Below are 16,726 nucleotides of genomic sequence, written 5' to 3' on the forward strand. Positions count from 1 at the left end.
CCTCACCGAGGGAGTCGGTAGACGGAGACGTGGGAGCGCGACTCGGCCGTGAACTCGGCTTCCTGCCAGTCCGCGTGCCGGGACTCCAACTCGAACCCGGCCAACCGGCCCATGAGATCGAGTTCGGCCGGCCACACGTAGCGGTGCGGGCTGCGGAACAGCCGGGCCTCCCTGCCCTCGGCGAACCGGAAGTGGTGGGAGACGACGTGCTGCCGCAGGACGTCGTAGGTGTCGAGGAGGATGTAGCCGGCCTCGGACTGGCAGACGATCGCCTGCTGGCCGGGCGGGAGCTTCCGCAGCTCGGGGACCCACAGCTCGATGACGAACCGTCCGCCCGGCGCGAGGTGGCGGGCGGCGTTGCGGAAGCAGGCCACCTGCTCGGCCTGGGTGAGCAGGTTGGAGATCGTGTTGAAGACGAGGTAGACGAGCTGGAACGGACCGGGGACGCTGGCGGTCGCCATGTCGCCGACGACGACCGGGATCGTCGCCTCGTCCACCTTCTCCCGCAGTCGGTCGAGCATCGGCTGTGACAACTCGATACCGCTGACCGGCACTCCGCGCCGGGCGAGCGGAACGGCCACCCGGCCGGTCCCGACGGCGAACTCCAGGGCCCTCCCGCCGTCGGCCAGTTCGGCCAGCCGGTCCACCGTCGGCTCCAGAACCTCGGGCGCGAACATGCCGGTACCGGGAGTGTCGTAGTTCTGGGCGGCCTCGGCGTCCCAGATCTCGTCCTGTCGCATGCCGCCAACGATTCCCACCGCGGGGAGCGATGTCGACGGATTTTGGGCCCGTGGCCTACTGGAGGCCACGAGGCGGCTGGTACTACTGGGGCATGCAGGAAGAGATCGCGCGATCCGCCATCGACACGTTCATTTCCGCGTTCAACGCCTCGGACGACACCTATGTGACGTCGCTGCTCTCCCAGGCCCTGACCTCGGACGTGGTCTTCTGGGGGCCGTTGGGCCGCAGCGAGGGGGTCGAGGCGGTCGAGCGTTTCGTGCTCGACCTGCGGAGCCACCCGGCGGGGGCCGGCACGATGGTGCGCTGCTCGGCGGTGGACATGCCGGGCGAGTGGGCCCGTTACCAGTGGGTCTTCACCACGCCCGACGGCGGCCCCCGCCTGGCGGGAACGGACGTCGTCCACCTGCGGCGCAGCCTCATCGACCAGGTCATCGTCTTCGCCGGGGAGATCGAGCCGTCCGGCCGCCCCGCCGAAGACGGCTGACAGCGGCAGCGAACGGCCGGGTCGCCGTGGGCGACCCGGCGGCCGCGCGTTCAGGACGTGTACAGCGACTCCACCCTGGTCACCTGCCCCTCTCCGTCGAAGCTCAGGTCGTACCCGACGAGCGAGCGGTCCGATGACGACTGGGCCGTCAGCCGGCTGACGAACTCGGCCTGGGTGTATGACGAGGCCTGCGATTCGTCGCCGAGCGGGGCCGACAGCAGTACCTGGGCGTCATCGGCCAGCGGCACCTCGGTGTAGGGCCCCTCGCCGGGGACGACCACCCAGGCCTCGGAGTGGTCGGTGACGTGGGCCTCCTTCTGGGCGGGACGGACCGACAGGTACGTCCGTCCGTCGCTGGTCCAGGCGTCCTCGATCTGCACGAACTGTCTGGACCCCGCCCAGGCGGCCGCGTCGGCGTCCGGCTCGGTGGTCGGCACCGTCTCGTCGGCCGGGGCGGAGGACGTCGCCGATGACTCGGGTGCGGTGTCGGCCGCCTGCCCGTCGTCCGCGCCGCTGCACCCCGTCAGGGCGACGAGGCCGAGGCCGAGAGCGGCGAGGCAGCGCGCGGCGGCCCGGTGGCGTGAGAGAAGCATGGGCGAAGTCCCCCAGGGATCAGGTGTGTTCCGGATACGTGAGCTCTACGCGCCAGCCCACCCCCCGGGTTGCACCCCGATCCCGATTCTTCGCCGACCGCCGTGGAGTTCCTTCGGGGACTCACTCGGAGAGCCAGTACGCCTCCCGCAGCGACTGCACCCGACCCTCGCTGTCGTAGTCGATGACGAACACCCACTCCGGCCCGGCGGCCAACCGGCTCACCAACTCGTCGAGCCGTACGTCCGTGGGGTTCCCTTCGGTCAGCTGTCGGGCCTCGACGAGCATCCCCCGCCGCAGGGTCAGCGTGTGCACCACACCGAGGGACGTCGTGGTTCCCCCCTCGGCCCGGAGCTGCTCGACGGTGACCTGCACCGTGTCCCCCCTCAGCACCGCGTCGTACACATAGCCCAGCTCGCTGGCGTACTCCTCGCCCGGCGCGGGCGTCGGCGGCACGAACAGCGAGGCGGTCGGCGTCGGGTCGTGGGCGGGCGGCTCGGGCCCCTGGGCGGCCCGGGTCAGCGACACACCCCCCAGGACCAGGGTCGCGGCCAGCAGCGCGCCGCCGGACGCCAGAGCGGCCCGCCTGCGGCGCTGGCGCCGCGCACCGCGTGCCCGGATCCGCTCGGCGGCAAGTGGTTCCGCGTGCCGCCGACCCGCCTCGGCGAGGTCGGCGAGGTAGCCCTCCAGCTCCGTCTCGTCAGCCATGACGCACCTCCGACACGCGGGCAGTCCCTGGATCCAGCTCAGTATCGGCCAGCAGCCGTGCCAGCGCCGCCCGCCCCCGGCTCAGCTGCGCCTTGACCGTGCCGACGGGGGAGCCGACCTCGGCAGCCACCTGTTCGACCGTCAGGTCACACAGGTGGTGCAGCACCACGGCCCGTCGTTGGGGCTCGGGGATCTGTCGTAGCGCCCGCACCAGCAGCACGTGGTGCGGTTCCGGTGGCGGTACCGTCGCCGGCGGGCCCTGCCGTCGGGCGAAGGCGAGCGCGGTGCGCACCCGCCGCCACCGGCTGACCGCGAGCCGCCAGGCCACCGTGCGCACCCACGCCTCGGGCGCGGCGTCCAGGTCCAGCTCGTCCCGGCGTTCCCAGGCCCGGACGAAGGCCTCCTGAACCACGTCCTGCGCCTCGGCGAGGTCGCCTGTCATCGCGTACAGCTGACCGATGAGCCGGCCGACGCTCGCGGTGTAGAAGGCGTCGAACGCGTGCTCGTCCACACCTCGGCCGCCGTGTGGTTCTTCTGGTGGTCGCATACCTCTCCCCCGTCACGCTGCACGGTGCCACCCGCACTCCTGACGACACAAGAAGTCGGGACTCCGTGGGCGGCACTCACCGGTCTTCCGCGCGTTCGTCGTTCAGCGGTTCCGACGGCAGCCGAGAGTCAACCAGTAGTCCGGCCCGCCCGGGTGCGCCCGAGCTCCGTCCGTGACCTACGGCGCAAGCAGCGACCACAGTCGGCCGGCGGGCCTCGCGGCCCGCGGCAGCGGCGCTCGCTCCTTCGTCCTGTGGACCGACGAGCACCACCGGGAGCGCGTGGCCACCCTGGTGACCCTGTCCGCCACCGGCGGTGTCGCGACGTTTCACGGCGCGGTCATGACCCGGCGGGTGCGGCAGCAGCGGCAGACGGGGACCATGCCGCCTCCGTGACTGGTCGGCCGGCGCCCTACGGCGCCGGCCGGCCGACCGGTGGGCGGGGGTGGCGCGTCAGAGGACGCGGACCGCGCCCGACGGCATGTCCCAGTCGAGGTCGCGCTGGACCACGCCGGTGGAGGAGTTCTGGGCGCCGACGAACGTGCCGTCGCCCATGTAGACGGCCACGTGGTAGGCGCTGCCGGCGCCGCCCCAGTAGAGGATGTCGCCGGCCTGGAGGGCGTCGAGCGACACCTGGGTGCCGGCGGTCGACTGGTCCTGGGAGACGCGGGGGAGCGAGACGCCGGCCTGGGAGAAGGCGGCCTGCATCAGGCTGGAGCAGTCCCAGGCGTCGGGCCCGGTGGAGCCGAGCGAGTAGGCGTCGCCGACCTGGGCGCGGACGAAGTCGAGGACGGCGGCGACGCCGCCGCTCGCCGGGGCGGGGGCGGACGTCGAGGTGGGCGCGGAGACGGTCTCGGCCTCGGCGGCGGCCTCGCGGGCCGCCTCCTCCTCGGCCGCGGCCCGGGCCGCGGCCTCTGCCTCGGCGGCCTCGCGGGCCTGCCGCTCGGCCTCGGCCTCCTGGGCGGCCCGCAGCTCGGCGGCGGCCTGCTGGGCCTGGGAGATGGCCTGCTGCTGGGCGGTCGCCCGCACCTGCTGGAACTCGGCCTGGCTGACGTACGCCTGGGTGGCCGCGGCGGCACCGGCGGCGCTGCTGGCGAGCACGCCGTCCAGCAGAGGCAGTTCGCCGGTCCGCTCGCTCGGCTGCTCGGCGGCCATGGCGGGGGTCGCCGCGGCGCCGGCGACCGCGACGGTGCCCATCAGGACGCCGCCGCGTATCAGGCTGCTGGTGCGCGACCGGCTTGGCTTGCGGTGCCGGCCTCGGTAACGAATCGGGGACATGGACACCTTGGCTACCAGGCTCGTCCGGTTGACTCAATTAACGTGGCGTCCACCACAATTGACGAGTACGCGGCGAATTGGCGGGGTAATTGTCCGAAGTGCCGTTTCGCGCGGAAGTTGATCTTTCGTCGCGGTGTGCGGCCCTGTCCTGCGCGTTGTCCGGATTGTCCGAGGGGTGAACCCGGCCTAGCACGGCAAGGGTTGCCGGATCAATGATGCACGCTCGTTACCGTTTCGCGACGTGGGATACATCACCCCGTCATCACGCTGCGTCCATCGGCCTGTCCGTCACGTGTCCTTCACGCGAACCACTGGTCGTAACCGAGCCGGGCGACGAGCGCGGTGACCACCACGAGCAGCACCACCCGCACGAATCCGCTCCCCTTCTTCACGGCCATCCGCGCGCCGAGCCAGCCGCCCGTCATGTTGAACGCGGCCATGAACGGCACCAGTTGCCACAGCACGTTGCCGCCGAGGCCGAAGACGAGCAGGGCGCCCAGGTTCGTGCCGACGTTCACGACCTTGGCGGTGGCGGAGGCGGTCAGCAGGTTGAGGCGCAGCAGCGCGACCAGCGAGAGGACGAGGAACGTGCCGGTGCCGGGGCCGATGAGGCCGTCGTAGAAGCCGATGCCGACGCCGGTGAGCGCCAGCGCGCCCAGCCTGCGCCGGCGGGACAGCTCCTCGGCCGGGGCCGGCGCCATGCCGAACTGGGGCCTGAGCACCACGAACCCGGCCACCAGGAGCAGCACCACCATGATCAGCGGCTGCAGCACGGCCTTGTCGACCGCGGAGGCGAACGCCGCGCCGCCGGCGGCCGAGGCGAGGGCCAGCAGTCCCAGTCTGACCGCGAACCCGCGGTCCACCGGCGCCTTGCGTACATAGGTGACGGCCGCGATCGAGGTGCCGGTGACGGCGACCGCCTTGTTGGTGCCGAGCGCGTCGGCGGGGGGCTGGTCGGCGGGGAGGCCGAGGAGCATCGCGGGCAGCAGCACCAGGCCGCCGCCGCCGACCACGGCGTCCACCCAGCCGGCCGCGGCGGCGGCGACGCAGAGCAGGACGGCGGTGGTGAGGGTTATGTCAGACACGTGCCGAAGGCACTACCACCCAATCCGGTCCAGGGCCAATTTGCGCTGGTCGGCGCGGCGGTGGTAAAGGCCGACGCCCGGGAAGAGCGGGAGATTGTGCGCCGTATCCGCACATCGTGGCCGATCGACCACCTCGGGTGAATACGTCCGCGCCTGTTGGTCGGTGTTCGGCGACGGTCGGGTGTGGTGGGTGGGAGAGATCACAAAGTTGATGGGTGACCCCGTGTCGAAGGTCACAGGGGGCGGGGCATAGGATGCCTCCAGCTTTGTGAACTGACTCACATGCGACCAGCAGTCGCCGTCGACTGGAAGGAGCGAGGTGCGGTGAACGCGTACGTTCCCATCCTCGTGCTAGGGGCCCTGGCAACCGCCTTTGTCGTCTTCTCCGTGGTCGCCGCCGCGATCATCGGTCCCAAGCGCTACAACCGGGCGAAGCTCTCGGCCTATGAGTGCGGTGTGGAGCCCACGCCGCAGCCGGTGGGAGGCGGGCGCTTCCCCGTCAAGTACTACCTGACGGCGATGCTCTTCATCATCTTCGACATCGAGATCGTCTTCCTCTATCCCTGGGCCGTCCAGTTCGACTCCCTGGGGATGTTCGGGCTCGTGCAGATGTTGGTTTTCGTCGGCCTGATCGGCGTCGCCTACGCCTACGACTGGCGGCGCGGCGGCCTGGAGTGGGACTGAGGGAAGGGCGAACCTGAGATGGGTCTCGAAGACAAGATCCCCGGCGGCTTCCTGCTGGACACGGTGGAGAACCTGGCGGGCCTGGCCCGGAAGTCCTCGGTCTTCCCGGCCACGTTCGGCCTGGCCTGCTGCGCGATCGAGATGATGACCACCGGCGCCGGCCGCTACGACCTGGCCCGCTTCGGCATGGAGGTCTTCCGCGGCTCGCCGCGCCAGGCCGACCTGATGATCGTCGCCGGCCGCGTCAGCCAGAAGATGGCGCCGGTGCTGCGGCAGGTCTACGACCAGATGCCGAACCCCAAGTGGGTCATCTCCATGGGCGTCTGCGCGTCCTCGGGCGGGATGTTCAACAACTACTCGATCGTCCAGGGCGTCGACCACGTCGTCCCCGTCGACATCTACCTCCCCGGCTGCCCGCCGCGGCCCGAGATGCTGATGGACGCGATCCTCAAGCTGCACGCCAAGATCCGCGAGGAGAAGCTCGGCATCAACCGGGAGCAGGCGGCCCGCGAGGCGGAGGAAGCGGCGCTGAAGGCCCTGCCGACGATCGAGATGAAGGGGCTGCTCCGTTGAGCGACGAGTTGAGCGGCGACGCGCACGTGAATGGGAACACGAACACAAGCGGCGGGGTGCCGGCCGCCCGGGGCACGGCCGGCGAGCCCATCGCGCGGCGGCGCGGCATGTTCGGACCGCGCAACGGCGGGGACACCTCCGGCTACGGCGGCCTGGTGCGGACCGTTCGCATGCCGGCGGGGAGTTCGCGCCCCTACGGCGGCTACTTCGACGAGGTGGCCGACGAACTGGAAGGGGCGTTGGAGGAGCAGGGCCTCGACCCGGCCGTCGTGATCGAGCGGACCGTGGTGGACCGCGGGGAGCTCACCTTCCACATCGCCCGCGAGCACCTGAAGGCCGTGGCGCGCACGCTGCGGGACGACCCGGCGCTGCGGTTCGAGCTGTGCACCGGCGTCAGCGGGGTGCACAACCCGGAGGACCACGGGCGTGAGCTGCACGCCGTCTACCACCTGCGGTCGTTGACCCACGGCCGGCTGATCAGGCTGGAGGTCAGCGTGCCCGACGCCGACCCGCACATCCCGTCGGTCGTCGAGGTGTACCCCACCAACGACTGGCACGAGCGGGAGACCTACGACTTCTTCGGCCTGATCTTCGACGGCCACCCCGCGCTCACCCGGATCATGATGCCCGACGACTGGCAGGGCTTCCCGCAGCGCAAGGACTACCCGCTCGGCGGCATCCCCGTCGAGTACAAGGGCGCCCAGATCCCGGCACCCGACCAGCGGAGGTCGTACAGCTGATGTCCCCCACCGAGGCGAAAACTCACGCCACCCACGCGACCCGGGCCGCCGAGGCCAGGGAGACCACGGAAGGCACGGTCTACACCGTCACCGGCGGCGACTGGGACGAGATCACCCAGGCCGCGGCCGACCGCGCCGACGACGAGAAGATCATCGTCAACATGGGTCCCCAGCACCCGTCCACCCACGGGGTGCTGCGGCTGATCCTGGAGATCGACGGCGAGACGGTCACCGAGGCGCGCGCCGGCATCGGCTACCTGCACACCGGCATCGAGAAGAACCTCGAGTACCGGACGTGGACCCAGGGCACCACGTTCGTGACGCGGATGGACTACCTGACGCCGTTCTTCAACGAGACGGCGTACTGCCTCGGCGTGGAGAAGCTGCTCGGCATCACCGACGACATCCCGGACCGGGCCAGCGTCATCCGGGTGCTGCTGATGGAGCTCAACCGGCTCTCCTCGCACTTCGTGGCCATCGCCACCGGCGGCATGGAGCTCGGCGCCACCACGGTGATGATCTACGGCTTCCGGGACCGCGAACACTGCCTCGACGTCTTCGAGCTGATCACGGGGCTCCGGATGAACCACGCGTACGTCCGCCCCGGCGGCCTCGCGCAGGACCTGCCGCCCGGCGCCATCGACGCGCTCCGCGAGTTCGTCAAGAAGATGCGGAAGAACCTGCCGGAGTACGACAAGCTCTGCACCCACAACCCGGTCTTCCGCGGTCGCCTCAAGGACGTCGGCTACCTCGACCTCGCCGGCTGCCTCGCGCTCGGCGCCACCGGGCCGATCCTGCGCTCCGCGGGGCTCCCGCACGACCTGCGCAAGACCGACCCCTACTGCGGCTACGAGACCTACGACTTCGAGGTCCCGACCACCGACACCTGCGACTCCTTCGGCCGCTTCCTGCTGCGGCTCGAGGAGATGCGGCAGAGCCTGAACATCATCGAGCAGTGCATCGAGCGCCTCGAGCCGGGCCCGATCATGGTCGCCGACAAGAAGATCGCCTGGCCCGCGCAGCTCGCCCTCGGCCCCGACGGCCTCGGCAACTCGCTCGACCACATCAAGAACATCATGGGCACCTCGATGGAGGCCCTGATCCACCACTTCAAGCTGGTCACCGAGGGCTTCCGGGTCCCGGCCGGCCAGGTCTACACCGCCGTCGAGTCCCCCAAGGGCGAGCTCGGCGTGCACATGGTCAGCGACGGCGGCACCCGGCCCTTCCGGGTCCACTTCCGCGACCCCTCGTTCACCAACCTGCAGAGCATGGCCGCGATGTGCGAGGGCGGCATGGTGGCCGACGTGATCGTCGCCGTCGCGTCCATCGACCCCGTGATGGGAGGCGTCGACCGATGACGGACGTGAACCTCGGGATGCCCGAGCTGCCCGCGCCCGCCTACCCGGCGGACGTCCAGGAGCGGCTCGCGGCCGACGCGGCGCAGGTCGTCGCGCGCTACCCCGACAGCCGCTCCGCGCTGCTGCCGCTGCTGCACCTGGTGCAGTCCGAGGAGGGCTACGTCACCCGCACCGGCATGCAGTTCTGCGCCGACCAACTCGGGCTCACCACCGCCGAGGTGACCGCCGTCGCCACCTTCTACTCCATGTACCGGCGCAAGCCGTCCGGCGCGTACCAGGTGGGCGTCTGCACCAACACCCTGTGCGCGGTGCTCGGCGGCGACGCCATCTTCGCCGCCCTCCAGGAACACCTGGGCGTGGGCAACGGCGAGACCACCGAGGACGGCAAGGTCACCCTCGAACACATCGAGTGCAACGCCGCCTGCGACTTCGCGCCGGTGCTCATGGTCAACTGGGAGTTCTTCGACAACCAGACCATCGAGTCCGCCAAGCGCCTCGTCGACGAGCTGCGCGCCGGCGCCGAGGTCACCCCGACCCGCGGCGCCCCGCTGTGCGACTTCAAGCAGACGGCCCGGGTGCTGGCCGGCTTCCCCGACGAGCGCCCGGGCGCCGTCGCCGCCGGCGGCAGCGCGGGCCCCGCCTCCCTCGCCGGGCTCCGGCTCGCCCGCGGCGAGACGAGCGCCGGCACCGTCGTGCCGCCGCGCGACGGCGGCCAGCCGGCCGCACCCACCTCCGAGCCGGCCGAGCCAGGACGGCCGCCGGCCACCCACCCCAGCTCGCACGACGCTCCCCAGCCGAGTTCGGCCTCCGACCCCCAGCACCCCGCCGGGCCGGTGACCGAGGAGGACGAGTGATGACCGTGACCGCCGAAGAGCTCAACGAGGCAGGGCCCGAGAAGATCCTCGCGCCGGTGCTCTCCGCCACCTGGGACACGCCCGACTCCTGGACCCTGGACGTCTACCGCGCGCACGGCGGCTACCGGGCCCTGGGCAAGGCGCTGGCCATGGCGCCGGACGACGTCATCGCCTACGTCAAGGAGTCCGGGCTGCGCGGCCGCGGCGGCGCCGGCTTCCCCACCGGGATGAAGTGGCAGTTCATCCCGCAGGGCGACGGCAAGCCGCACTACCTGGTGGTCAACGCCGACGAGTCGGAGCCGGGCACCTGCAAGGACATCCCGCTCCTCTTCGCCAACCCGCACGCCCTGATCGAGGGCATCGTCATCGCCTGCCACGCCATCCGCTCCAACCACGCCTTCATCTACCTGCGCGGCGAGGTCGTCCCCGTGCTGCGGCGGCTGCAGTCCGCCGTGGCCGAGGCGTACGCCGCCGGCTACCTCGGCAAGGGCGCGCTGGGCGCGGGCGGCGACCTGGAGATCACCGTGCACGCCGGCGCCGGCGCCTACATCTGCGGCGAGGAGACCGCGCTGCTCGACTCGCTCGAAGGCCGCCGCGGCCAGCCCAGGCTCCGGCCCCCCTTCCCGGCGATCGCCGGCCTCTACGCCTGCCCCACCGTGGTGAACAACGTCGAGTCGATCGCGTCGGTTCCCGCGATCATCGACCGGGGCAAGGAGTGGTTCCGCTCCATGGGCAGCGAGAAGTCGCCCGGCTTCACCCTCTACTCGCTCTCCGGGCACGTCGCCCGCCCCGGGCAGTACGAGGCGCCGCTCGGCGTCACGCTCCGCGAACTCCTCGACCTCAGCGGCGGGATGCGCCCGGGACACCGGCTGAAGTTCTGGACCCCCGGTGGCTCCTCGACCCCGCTCCTCACCGAGGAGCACCTCGACGTGCCGCTGGACTACGAGGGCGTCGGCGCCGCCGGCTCCATGCTGGGCACCAAGGCCCTGCAGTGCTTCGACGAGACCACCTGCGTGGTGCGGGCCGTCACCCGCTGGACCGAGTTCTACGCGCACGAGTCCTGTGGCAAGTGCACCCCCTGTCGCGAGGGCACCTACTGGCTCGTCCAGCTGATGCGCGACATCGAGGCCGGCAAGGGCCTCCTCAGCGACATCGACAAGATCGCGGACATCGCCGACAACATCAACGGCAAGTCCTTCTGCGCGCTCGGCGACGGCGCGGCGAGCCCGATCTTCTCCTCGCTCAAGTACTTCCGCGACGAGTACGAGCAGCACATCACGGGCCGCGGCTGCCCCTTCGACCCGGCGAAGTCCACCGTCTGGGCGGACGACGACACTTCGGCTCACCTGGAGGTGAACGCATGACGGCCACCGCCGACGAGCTGACCGCCAAGGCCAAGGCCGAGGACCTGGTCACCCTCACCATCGACGGCATCGAGATCTCGGTGCCCAAGGGCACGCTCGTGATCAGGGCCGCCGAGCAGCTGGGCATCGAGATCCCCCGGTTCTGCGACCACCCGCTGCTCGACCCGGCCGGCGCCTGCCGGCAGTGCATCGTGGAGGTGGAGGGCCAGCGCAAGCCGATGGCCTCCTGCACCATCACCTGCACCGAGGGCATGGTGGTGCGGACCCAGCTCACCTCGCAGGTCGCCGAGAAGGCGCAGCGCGGGGTGATGGAGCTGTTGCTGATCAACCACCCGCTGGACTGCCCGGTCTGCGACAAGGGCGGCGAGTGCCCGCTGCAGAACCAGGCGATGTCCACGGGCGACCCGGAGACCAGGTTCGACGGCGTCAAGCGCACCTTCGAGAAGCCGGTGCCGATCTCCGCGCAGGTGCTGCTCGACCGGGAGCGCTGCGTGCTGTGCGCCCGCTGCACCCGCTTCTCGCAGCAGGTGGCGGGCGACCCGATGATCGAGCTTCTCGAGCGTGGCGCGCTGCAGCAGGTGGGCACCGGGCAGGGCGACCCGTTCGAGTCCTACTTCTCGGGCAACACCATCCAGATCTGCCCGGTGGGCGCGCTGACCTCGGCCGCCTACCGGTTCCGCTCCCGGCCCTTCGACCTGGTGTCGTCGCCCGGCGTCTGCGAGCACTGCTCGGGCGGCTGCGCGATCCGCACCGACCACCGGCGCGGCAAGGTGATGCGCCGCCTCGCCGAGAACGACCCCGAGGTCAACGAGGAGTGGATCTGCGACAAGGGCAGGTTCGCGTTCCGCTACGCGCAGCGGCCCGACCGGCTGACCGGACCGCTGGTGCGGGACCCGGAGACCGGCGAGCTGGCCCCGGCCAGCTGGCCGGAGGCGCTGCGGGCCGCGGCCGAGGGCCTGGCGGCCGCGCGGGAGCGGGGCGCCGCGGTGCTCACCGGCGGCCGTCTCACCGTCGAGGACGCCTACGCCTACGCCAAGTTCGCCCGGGTCGTGCTGGCCACCAACGACATCGACTTCCGGGCCAGGCCGCACAGCCAGGAGGAGGCCGCGTTCCTCGCCTCGCACGTCGCGGGCCACGGCGTCGACCTGGACGGCGGCGGCCCCGGCTACCGGGGTCTCGAGGCCGCGCCGGCCGTACTGCTGGTCGGCTTCGAGTCCGAGGAGGAGGCGCCCGGCGTCTTCCTGCGGCTGCGCAAGGCGGCCCGCAAGCGCGGCCAGCGGGTGTTCTCCATCGCCACCCACCTGACCCGGGGCCTGGCCAAGACCAACGGCACGCTGCTGCCGGCCGCCCCGGGCACCGAGCCCGACTGGCTGGAGGCGCTGGCCGGCAACGACGCCAACCTGGGCGAGGCCGGCGGCTCGGCCGCTGCCGCGCTGCGCGAGCCCGGCGCGCTGATCGTCGTCGGCGAGCGGCTCGCCGCCGTCGCCGGCGGCTACACGGCGGCCGTGGCGGCCGCCGGCGCGACCGGCGCGAAACTGGTGTGGATCCCGCGCCGGGCGGGCGAGCGGGGCGCGATCGAGGTGGGCGCGCTGCCCGGGCTGCTGCCCGGCGGCCGGCCCGCGACCTCGTCCCGGGCCCGCCGCGAGGTCGCCGAGGCCTGGGGCCTGGACGCGCTGCCCGAGGGCGAAGGACGCGACACGGCCGGGATCCTGGCGGCCGCGGCGGCCGGCGAGGTGGGCGCGCTGCTGGTGGGCGGCGTCGAGCCGGCCGACCTGCCTGACCCGGCGGGCGCGCGCGCCGCGCTGGACGCGGTGGCCCGCGACGGCTTCCTGGTCAGCCTCGAACTGCGGCCCTCCGAGGTGACCGAGCGCGCCCACGTGGTGCTGCCGGTGGCCGCGGTCGTGGAGAAGGAGGGCTCGTTCCTCAACTGGGAGGGCCGGGTCCGCCCGTTCGCCGCCGCCGTCAAGCCGGACCAGATGACCCGCCGCCTGGTGCAGACCGACGCCAGGGCGCTCACCATGCTCGCCGACGCGATGACAGCGATCGATGGTGGCTCCGCCACGGGGTCCCTGGGGCTGTCCGACGTGTACGCCGCGCGCCGCGAGTTGGACGCGCTGGCCGACTGGACGGGCGACCTGCCGCTCGGCCCGACCTCGCCGCCCGCCGAGCTGCCGAGCCCCGGCGCCGGCGAGGCCGTGCTGGCCGGCCACCGGCTGCTGCTCGACCAGGGCCGGCTGCAGGAAGGCGACCCGGCGCTGGCCGCCACCCGGCACGCGGCCGTCGCCCGGCTCAACGCGGCGACCGCCAGGGAGGCGGGCGTCGCCGACGGCGAGCCGCTGACCGTGACCGGACCCGCCGGCTCCCTCGAACTGCCGCTGGCCGTCACCGAGGAGATGCCCGACCGGGTGGTGTGGCTGCCGCTGAACTCCGTCGGCGGTGGCGTCGCCGCCGACCTGGGCGCCACCCCGGGCGCCGTGGTCTCACTCGCGGCCGCCCGGCAGGCTCCCGCCGCTGACGAGGAGGTGACCGCGTGATCGAGCTCGCGGAGGAGACCGATCTGACCATGTTCGGGGACGACCCGTTCTGGTTGATCGCGATCAAGGCGGTGTTCTGTTTCGCCTTCCTGCTGGTGCTGGTCCTGATCAGCATCGTCATGGAGCGCAAGGTCCTCGGCTGGATGCAGCTGCGCATCGGCCCCAACCGGCACGGCCCCTGGGGCATGCTCCAGTCGCTCGCCGACGGCGTGAAGCTGATGCTCAAGGAGGACATCGTCGTCAAGGGAGCCGACAGGTTCGTCTACCTGCTGGCGCCGCTGCTGGCCGCGATCCCGGCGTTCATGGCGATCGCGGTGATCCCCTTCGGCCCGAAGGACGACCCGGTCAGCATCTTCGGCACCGAGACCGTCCTCCAGCTCACCGACCTCCCGGTCGCCCTGCTCTACGTGCTGGCCACCGGCGCCATCGCCGTCTACGGCACGGTGCTCGCCGGCTGGTCGTCCAACTCGACCTACCCGCTGCTCGGCGGCGTGCGGGCGACGGCGCAGATCATCTCCTACGAGGTCGCCATGGGCCTCAGCTTCGCCGCCGTCTTCCTCTACTCCGGGTCGATGTCCACCTCGGCCATCGTGGACGCGCAGGAGGACCGCTGGTTCATGGTCCTGCTGCCGGTGTCCTTCCTGATGTACATGGTGGCGATGGTCGGCGAGGCGCACCGCCCGCCGTTCGACATGCCGGAGTCCGAGGGCGACCTGGTCGGCGGCTACCTCACCGAGTACTCGTCCATCAAGTTCGCCTTCTTCATGATGTCCGAGTACATCCACACGGTCGCCGTCTCCACCCTGATGGTCACCCTCTTCCTCGGCGGCTGGCGCGCCCCGGCGCCGCTCAGCTTCTGGGAGGGCGCCAACTCCGGCTGGTGGCCGATGCTCTGGTTCACGATCAAGGTCTGCGCCGTCATCTTCTTCTTCATGTGGATCAGGGCCTCGCTGCCCCGCGTCCGCTACGACCAGTTCATGGTGCTGGGCTGGAAGATCCTCATCCCGATCGCCCTGGTCTGGCTGATGCTGGTCGCCACCGTCCGCGCGATGCAGAACGAGGACTACGCCTTCCGCGACATCGTGCTCTGGGTCGGCAGCGGGGTGCTGGTCCTGCTGCTGCTCTCCTTCGTCGTCGACGTGTTCCGCGACCGCGCGGACCAGCGGCTCGAAGAGGAGGAGGCCGCGAAGGCGGCCGAGCCGTTCGACCCGATGGCCGGCGGCTACCCGGTGCCGCCGCTGCCCGGGCAGACCCTGCCACCGGTGCCGCGCCGGCCCTCCCGCGCCGAGCGGGTGCCGGCGGGCGCGGGCGGCACGGGCGGTCACACCACAGTCAACGGCAGCCACGACGGAAAGGGAGGCGAGGACGGCGATGCCTGAGTTCCACAATCCGCTGGGCGGCTTCGGACTGACCTTCAGGGCCATGTTCAAGAAGCGGCTCACGGAGCAGTACCCGGAGGAGAAGAAGCCGACCGCGCCCCGTTTCCACGGCCGGCACCAGCTCAACCGGCACCCGGACGGCCTGGAGAAGTGCATCGGCTGCGAGCTGTGCGCCTGGGCCTGTCCCGCCGACGCCATCTACGTGGAGGGCGCCGACAACACCGAGGAGGAGCGGTACTCCCCGGGCGAGCGCTACGGCCGCGTCTACCAGATCAACTACCTGCGCTGCATCCTGTGCGGCCTGTGCGTCGAGGCGTGCCCCACCAGGGCGCTGACCATGACCAACGAGTACGAGCTGGCCGACCGCACCCGCGCCTCCCTGATCTACACCAAGGAGGAGCTGCTCGCCGGCCTCCAGGACGGCATGGTCGAGGCCCCGCACGCCATGTACCCCGGCACCGACGAGCAGTCGTACTACCGGGGCGAGGTGACGCGGGCCGCCCCCGGCACCGTCCGCCAGACGCCGGGCGTCGTCCAGGACGAGGTCGACGACGACCCGATCACCGCCGCCTCCAAGCTGCACGAGCCGGGAGTGAAGGCATGAGCGCTCTCGTCCCCCTCACCTCGCTCGCCGCCGAGACCTCCACCTCCACCGGCGAGGCCGTCCAGTTCTGGATCCTCGCCCCGCTGGCGGTGGCCGGCGCGCTCGGCACCGTGCTGCTGCGCAGGGCCGTCCACGCGGCGCTCTCGCTGGCCGGCACCATGGTGCTGCTCGCCCTCTTCTACCTGGCCAACGGCGCCTACTTCCTCGGCGTGGTGCAGATCGTCGTCTACACCGGCGCCGTGATGATGCTCTTCCTGTTCGTGCTGATGCTGGTCGGCGTCAGCGCCACGGACTCGCTCAAGGAGACGCTCTCCGGGCAGCGCTGGCTGGCGGCCGGCTGCGGGCTCGGGCTCGGCGTCCTGCTGATGGCCGGCATCGGCCAGGCCGTCACCGGCTCGTTCACCGGCCTGACCCAGGCGAACGCCGGCGGCAACGTGCAGGGCCTCGCCTCGCTGCTGTTCACCCGCTACGTGGTGGCCTTCGAGGTGACCGGCATCCTGCTGACCATCGCCGCCGTCGGGGCCACGCTCCTCACCCACCGCGAGCGCATCGAGCGCAACAAGACGCAGCGCGAGCAGTCCGAGGACCGGGTGCGCGCCGGCACCCACGTGCCGCCGCTGCCCGCGCCCGGCGTCTACGCCCGGCACAACGGCGTCGACATCCCGGGCCTGCTGCCCGACGGCACCCCGTCCGAGCTGACGGTCAACGCCACGCTGCGCGCCCGCGGCCAGGTCCGCGAGGTGCACCGGGAGGCGGTCGAGGCCGTCGCCGCCATCGAGCGGCGCACCGCCGACTACCACGGCCAGCCGCGCCCGCCGAAGCCGCTGGCGCTGCCCGGGCCCGACGCCGGGCGGAGCGAGGCCGAGGACGGCGAGAAGACGGAGGCCGCCAAGTGAACCCGGAGAACTACCTCTTCCTCTCCGCGCTGCTGTTCACGGTGGGCGCCTGCGGAGTGCTGCTGCGGCGGAACGCCATCGTGCTGTTCATGTGCATCGAGTTGATGCTCAACGCCTCGAACCTGGCGCTGGTCACCTTCTCCCGCATGCACGGCAACCTGGACGGCCAGATCATGGCGTTCTTCGTGATGGTGGTGGCCGCCGCCGAGGTCGTGGTGGGTCTGGCGATCATCATCATGGTGTTCCGCTCCCGCCACTCGGCCTCGGTCGACGACGCCAGCCTGATGAAGCTGTAAGGGGAACGAACC

Annotated in this window: 18 protein-coding genes and 1 pseudogene; 13 read left to right on the forward strand and 6 right to left on the reverse strand. The window is 71.6% G+C overall.

The window, feature by feature from the left end:
• Positions 1-2: 2 nt before the first annotated feature.
• Positions 3-740, reverse strand: coding sequence for a class I SAM-dependent methyltransferase (locus tag ACFWI8_RS20230; RefSeq protein ID WP_387093269.1), 738 nt, complete (start codon positions 738-740; stop codon positions 3-5).
• A 92-nt stretch (positions 741-832) separates the two neighbouring features.
• On the opposite strand from ACFWI8_RS20230, the gene ACFWI8_RS20235 reads away from it, so the two are divergent.
• Entirely contained in the window at positions 833-1,225 is a 393-nt protein-coding gene (locus ACFWI8_RS20235) for a nuclear transport factor 2 family protein (protein ID WP_387093272.1), read from the forward strand.
• A 50-nt stretch (positions 1,226-1,275) separates the two neighbouring features.
• Here the strand turns inward: ACFWI8_RS20235 and ACFWI8_RS20240 are convergent, their stop codons facing one another.
• The 3 genes from ACFWI8_RS20240 to ACFWI8_RS20250 form a co-directional block, all read right to left on the reverse strand.
• On the reverse strand, positions 1,276-1,818 hold the full coding sequence (locus ACFWI8_RS20240; protein ID WP_387093275.1) for a hypothetical protein: 543 nt from the start codon (positions 1,816-1,818) through the stop codon (positions 1,276-1,278).
• 121 nt (positions 1,819-1,939) lie between these two features.
• Positions 1,940-2,524, reverse strand: a complete 585-nt coding sequence (locus ACFWI8_RS20245) for a hypothetical protein (RefSeq protein WP_387093277.1) — start codon at positions 2,522-2,524, stop codon at positions 1,940-1,942.
• Positions 2,517-3,071 (reverse strand): SigE family RNA polymerase sigma factor, encoded by a 555-nt coding sequence (locus ACFWI8_RS20250; protein WP_387093279.1) that lies wholly within the window; start codon positions 3,069-3,071, stop codon positions 2,517-2,519. Before ACFWI8_RS20250 ends, ACFWI8_RS20245 begins: the two co-directional genes overlap by 8 nt.
• A gap of 172 nt (positions 3,072-3,243) precedes the next feature.
• Here ACFWI8_RS20250 and ACFWI8_RS20255 point away from each other — a divergent pair, with 172 nt between their 5' ends.
• Positions 3,244-3,465 carry a hypothetical protein gene (locus ACFWI8_RS20255; protein WP_387093282.1) on the forward strand — a complete coding sequence of 74 codons (222 nt, stop codon included), beginning with the start codon at positions 3,244-3,246 and terminating at the stop codon, positions 3,463-3,465.
• A gap of 57 nt (positions 3,466-3,522) precedes the next feature.
• On the opposite strand, the gene ACFWI8_RS20260 is transcribed toward ACFWI8_RS20255, so the two are convergent.
• Both ACFWI8_RS20260 and ACFWI8_RS20265 read right to left on the reverse strand, forming a co-directional pair.
• Positions 3,523-4,347 carry a C40 family peptidase gene (locus ACFWI8_RS20260; RefSeq protein WP_387093285.1) on the reverse strand — a complete coding sequence of 275 codons (825 nt, stop codon included), beginning with the start codon at positions 4,345-4,347 and terminating at the stop codon, positions 3,523-3,525.
• A gap of 299 nt (positions 4,348-4,646) precedes the next feature.
• Positions 4,647-5,432, reverse strand: a complete 786-nt coding sequence (locus ACFWI8_RS20265; RefSeq protein WP_387093288.1) for a sulfite exporter TauE/SafE family protein — start codon at positions 5,430-5,432, stop codon at positions 4,647-4,649.
• Between the two features lie 324 nt (positions 5,433-5,756).
• On the opposite strand from ACFWI8_RS20265, the gene ACFWI8_RS20270 reads away from it, so the two are divergent.
• The 11 genes and pseudogenes from ACFWI8_RS20270 (at position 5,757) to nuoK (ending at position 16,714) form a co-directional block, all read left to right on the forward strand.
• Entirely contained in the window at positions 5,757-6,116 is a 360-nt protein-coding gene (locus ACFWI8_RS20270; RefSeq protein WP_387093291.1) for an NADH-quinone oxidoreductase subunit A, read from the forward strand.
• A gap of 18 nt (positions 6,117-6,134) precedes the next feature.
• Positions 6,135-6,689: an NADH-quinone oxidoreductase subunit B family protein gene (locus ACFWI8_RS20275; RefSeq protein WP_132817368.1), complete on the forward strand. Its 555-nt coding sequence runs from the start codon at positions 6,135-6,137 to the stop codon at positions 6,687-6,689.
• A pseudogene (locus ACFWI8_RS20280) lies at positions 6,623-7,429 on the forward strand (NADH-quinone oxidoreductase subunit C); the annotation flags it as partial. The gene ACFWI8_RS20275 and the pseudogene ACFWI8_RS20280, both read left to right, overlap by 67 nt.
• Positions 7,429-8,787, forward strand: a complete 1,359-nt coding sequence (locus ACFWI8_RS20285; protein ID WP_387093294.1) for an NADH-quinone oxidoreductase subunit D — start codon at positions 7,429-7,431, stop codon at positions 8,785-8,787. The pseudogene ACFWI8_RS20280 and the gene ACFWI8_RS20285, both read left to right, overlap by 1 nt.
• A complete protein-coding gene (gene nuoE / locus ACFWI8_RS20290; RefSeq protein ID WP_387093297.1) occupies positions 8,784-9,641 on the forward strand; it encodes an NADH-quinone oxidoreductase subunit NuoE in 858 nt (285 codons plus the stop codon). The genes ACFWI8_RS20285 and nuoE overlap by 4 nt, the downstream gene beginning before the upstream one ends.
• Entirely contained in the window at positions 9,641-11,005 is a 1,365-nt protein-coding gene (nuoF, locus tag ACFWI8_RS20295; RefSeq protein WP_387093299.1) for an NADH-quinone oxidoreductase subunit NuoF, read from the forward strand. Before nuoE ends, nuoF begins: the two co-directional genes overlap by 1 nt.
• The gene (locus ACFWI8_RS20300; RefSeq protein WP_387093302.1) at positions 11,002-13,539 is read left to right on the forward strand and encodes an NADH-quinone oxidoreductase subunit G; all 2,538 of its coding nucleotides are present in this window, start codon (positions 11,002-11,004) and stop codon (positions 13,537-13,539) included. The genes nuoF and ACFWI8_RS20300 overlap by 4 nt, the downstream gene beginning before the upstream one ends.
• 29 nt (positions 13,540-13,568) lie before the next feature.
• Positions 13,569-14,918 (forward strand): NADH-quinone oxidoreductase subunit NuoH, encoded by a 1,350-nt coding sequence (gene nuoH / locus ACFWI8_RS20305; RefSeq protein ID WP_387093420.1) that lies wholly within the window; start codon positions 13,569-13,571, stop codon positions 14,916-14,918.
• Positions 14,911-15,522, forward strand: a complete 612-nt coding sequence (nuoI, locus tag ACFWI8_RS20310; protein WP_387093305.1) for an NADH-quinone oxidoreductase subunit NuoI — start codon at positions 14,911-14,913, stop codon at positions 15,520-15,522. Before nuoH ends, nuoI begins: the two co-directional genes overlap by 8 nt.
• A complete protein-coding gene (locus tag ACFWI8_RS20315) occupies positions 15,519-16,418 on the forward strand; it encodes an NADH-quinone oxidoreductase subunit J (protein WP_387093308.1) in 900 nt (299 codons plus the stop codon). The genes nuoI and ACFWI8_RS20315 overlap by 4 nt, the downstream gene beginning before the upstream one ends.
• A complete protein-coding gene (gene nuoK, locus ACFWI8_RS20320) occupies positions 16,415-16,714 on the forward strand; it encodes an NADH-quinone oxidoreductase subunit NuoK (RefSeq protein WP_387093310.1) in 300 nt (99 codons plus the stop codon). The genes ACFWI8_RS20315 and nuoK overlap by 4 nt, the downstream gene beginning before the upstream one ends.
• Positions 16,715-16,726 lie beyond the last annotated feature (12 nt).

It is taken from the genome of Streptomyces sp. NPDC127098, from assembly GCF_042722465.1.
Classification (GTDB): domain Bacteria; phylum Actinomycetota; class Actinomycetes; order Streptomycetales; family Streptomycetaceae; genus Streptomyces; species Streptomyces millisiae.

What these genes read in the sequence shown, in the direction of transcription:
- ACFWI8_RS20285 (WP_387093294.1), top strand. Translation starts at nt 7,429, where the DNA reads ATGTCCCCCACCGAGGCGAAAACTCACGCCACCCACGCGACCCGGGCC.
- ACFWI8_RS20235 (WP_387093272.1), top strand. Translation starts at nt 833, where the DNA reads ATGCAGGAAGAGATCGCGCGATCCGCCATCGACACGTTCATTTCCGCG.
- nuoE (WP_387093297.1), top strand. Translation starts at nt 8,784, where the DNA reads ATGACGGACGTGAACCTCGGGATGCCCGAGCTGCCCGCGCCCGCCTAC.
- ACFWI8_RS20315 (WP_387093308.1), top strand. Translation starts at nt 15,519, where the DNA reads ATGAGCGCTCTCGTCCCCCTCACCTCGCTCGCCGCCGAGACCTCCACC.
- nuoH (WP_387093420.1), top strand. Translation starts at nt 13,569, where the DNA reads ATGTTCGGGGACGACCCGTTCTGGTTGATCGCGATCAAGGCGGTGTTC.
- ACFWI8_RS20300 (WP_387093302.1), top strand. Translation starts at nt 11,002, where the DNA reads ATGACGGCCACCGCCGACGAGCTGACCGCCAAGGCCAAGGCCGAGGAC.
- ACFWI8_RS20245 (WP_387093277.1), bottom strand. Translation starts at nt 2,524, where the DNA reads ATGGCTGACGAGACGGAGCTGGAGGGCTACCTCGCCGACCTCGCCGAG.
- ACFWI8_RS20230 (WP_387093269.1), bottom strand. Translation starts at nt 740, where the DNA reads ATGCGACAGGACGAGATCTGGGACGCCGAGGCCGCCCAGAACTACGAC.
- ACFWI8_RS20250 (WP_387093279.1), bottom strand. Translation starts at nt 3,071, where the DNA reads ATGCGACCACCAGAAGAACCACACGGCGGCCGAGGTGTGGACGAGCAC.
- ACFWI8_RS20260 (WP_387093285.1), bottom strand. Translation starts at nt 4,347, where the DNA reads ATGTCCCCGATTCGTTACCGAGGCCGGCACCGCAAGCCAAGCCGGTCG.
- nuoF (WP_387093299.1), top strand. Translation starts at nt 9,641, where the DNA reads ATGACCGTGACCGCCGAAGAGCTCAACGAGGCAGGGCCCGAGAAGATC.
- ACFWI8_RS20275 (WP_132817368.1), top strand. Translation starts at nt 6,135, where the DNA reads ATGGGTCTCGAAGACAAGATCCCCGGCGGCTTCCTGCTGGACACGGTG.
- nuoI (WP_387093305.1), top strand. Translation starts at nt 14,911, where the DNA reads ATGCCTGAGTTCCACAATCCGCTGGGCGGCTTCGGACTGACCTTCAGG.
- ACFWI8_RS20240 (WP_387093275.1), bottom strand. Translation starts at nt 1,818, where the DNA reads ATGCTTCTCTCACGCCACCGGGCCGCCGCGCGCTGCCTCGCCGCTCTC.